The following is a 2,494-nucleotide window of genomic DNA, read 5'->3' on the forward strand; positions in this document are numbered from 1 at the left end:
GCATTACCTGCACATCCACAACGACGTGATTCCCGCGCTGAAGGAACGCGGCGTCACCGACGAGCAGCTGCACACCATGCTGGTGGACAACCCGCGCCGCATCTTCGAGCGGCAGGGCGGCTATCAATGACCCAGAGCGAGCCGATCCCACCGATCGGCACGCAGATTTCGGCGCTGGCCGCGCTCGCCCCCGATGAACCGGCCGTCACCTGCGATGGGTGCACGCTGACCCGCGGTGAGCTGGACCGGTCGACCAACCGGCTGGCGCGCGCCTACGCCGAACGCGGCGTCGGCGTCGGCGATTACGTGACCATGGTGCTGCCCAACTCGATCGAGGGGATTCAAGCGGCGGTGGCGTGCTGGAAACTGGGCGCGGTGCCCCAACCGCTATCCGCGCGACTGCCAGACGCCGAGTTGCAAGGCATGCTGGACTTACGGCCGCCAAAATTGCTGGTGGGGCGGGACCATCACCAAATACCAAGCTTTCCAGCGGGTTTCGTGCCCGACCCCGGCCTGTCTGACGCTGCGCTGCCCGAAGCGGTGTCACCGGTGTGGAAGGCGATGGGGTCCGGCGGGAGCACCGGCCGGCCAAAGCTCATTGAATCCGGCATTGACAGCCGCATACCGGCCGCCATCGGATACCCCCTCGGCGCCCAGGAGGGCGATACCACCATGGTGCCGGTGCCGCTGAGCCACAACACCGGCTTCACCACCGCCACAATCGCTTTGCTGATGCGCCATCATCTAATTCTGATGAGCCGGTTCGACCCGCAGCAGTTCCTCCGGCTGATCGCCGAACATCGCGTCACGTTCCTGACGACGGTTCCGACCATCATGCAGCGACTGCTGCCGGTCTACCACGCCGACCCGCAAGCCTATGACCTTTCGTCGATCCGGCGGTTCTGGCATCTGGGAGCGCCCTGCCCGCCGGCGATCAAGCAGGCCTGGATCGACCTGCTGGGCCCGGAGAAGATCTGGGAACTCTACGGCGGTACCGAATTACAGGCGCTGACCTTCATCTCCGGGGACCAGTGGCTGACCCACCGCGGGTCTGTCGGGATCGTCGTTGCCGGCGAGATGAAGGTGCTCGACGACGACGGTAACCCGTGCCCGCCCGGCGTCATTGGCGAGATCTATATGCGCCCCAGCCCCGGCAGCCCACCGACCTACCGGTACGTCGGCACGACGGCGAAATCCCGCGACGGCTGGGACTCGCTGGGCGACCTGGGCTATTTCGACGAGGACGGGTTCTTGTACCTGTCGGATCGCCGGGTCGACATGTTCACCGTCGGCGGCCGCAACGTCTATCCGGCCGAGATCGAGAACGCCCTGTCGGCGCATCCGGATGTGTTGTCCTGCTTGGTCGTTGGTGTACCCGATGAGGATCTGGGCCAGGTGCCGTACGCGCTGGTTCAGGCGGCGTCACCAATGGATGAGCAGACGGTGCAGGCGTTTCTGCGCGAGCGCATCGCCGCATACAAGGTGCCGGCCACCGTCGAATTCGTCGATACGCCGCTGCGCGACGACGCCGGCAAGGCGCGACGCTCGGCAGTGCGCGCCGAGGTCATGGCGCGATTGCGTCTTCTTGACGCTGGGTGACGCTGCGAATCTCGTGCCTGCGAGACTCCCAGCGCCGCAATGCTTCTCGACAGGGCGATTCGACCAGCGCGTAGCTTACCGCGGCGATGGCGATCGCGAAGATCAGCGTCAGGACCAAGACCTCGGGCATGTGGCCTCGGAACGAGAATTCGCCGATCACCGGGAACACCATGGTCAGCGCCGCAAGATGCCAGATGAAAATCCCGTAGGACCAGCGTCCCAACGTCACCATCGGCCTGGTACCCAAAAGCCGATGGCCAGTGCCGGGCCGATCCAGCACCAGCGGGGCCACCAGACCCGCCGCCACCAACGCACCCATCGCGGTCTTCACGGTGAACTGCGCGGCACTGCTCGGCACCAGGCCCGCAGGCCCGGCCAATGGTGAGGCGGCCACCAGATAGGCCGCCACCACGACGACGGCCATCAACACCCGATGTCGGGCCAGCCGAAGCGCCCACCCGGGCGGGCTGTGCACCCACTCTGCGAGCAGCATTCCCGCCGCGAACCAGGAGAAGAATGCCGGCGGCCAGTTCAGCGGATTGATCCCGGCCGGAGCGGCGAAAGGAATCCAGCCCCACAACCAGCTGGCAGCGCCGAGAGCCGCAATCACCGGCACTCGAGCGCGGACCGGCAGCCGCCGTGCCAGCAGCGCGAGGATCGGCAATGCCAGATAGAACGTGACCTCCACCGACAGGCTCCACATCTGGGTGAGCCCGTGGGTCAACGTCAGCGGCACATAGACCTGGGTGAGTGAGAGGTTTGCCAACCACACGGTCAGGCTTGGGTGATCGGCGTCGGGCAGCAGGGTCAGGATGACAACGACGGCCACCACGTAGGCCGGCATGATCCGCACCACCCGCGATCGCAGGTAATGACCGGTCGACGGGCGCGAACC

2 protein-coding genes and 1 pseudogene are annotated in these 2,494 nt (G+C 66.1%); 2 read left to right on the plus strand and 1 reads right to left on the minus strand.

Annotation, left to right across the window (positions count from 1 at the left end):
• Both WBF82_RS16225 and WBF82_RS16230 read left to right on the plus strand, forming a co-directional pair.
• Nucleotides 1–130: pseudogene (locus WBF82_RS16225) on the plus strand (phosphotriesterase-related protein); the annotation flags it as partial.
• On the plus strand, nt 127–1,599 hold the full coding sequence (locus WBF82_RS16230) for an AMP-binding protein (RefSeq protein WP_424384003.1): 1,473 nt from the start codon (nt 127–129) through the stop codon (nt 1,597–1,599). The pseudogene WBF82_RS16225 and the gene WBF82_RS16230, both read left to right, overlap by 4 nt.
• Here WBF82_RS16230 and WBF82_RS16235 read toward each other — a convergent pair.
• Nucleotides 1,565–2,494: acyltransferase family protein (locus WBF82_RS16235; protein WP_424384004.1), on the minus strand; the 930-nt coding region annotated here is incomplete at its 5' end. The two genes, WBF82_RS16230 and WBF82_RS16235, sit on opposite strands and share 35 nt — an antisense overlap.

The sequence above is a fragment of the Mycobacterium sp. genome (assembly GCF_049673265.1).
In the GTDB taxonomy this organism is placed as follows: domain Bacteria; phylum Actinomycetota; class Actinomycetes; order Mycobacteriales; family Mycobacteriaceae; genus Mycobacterium.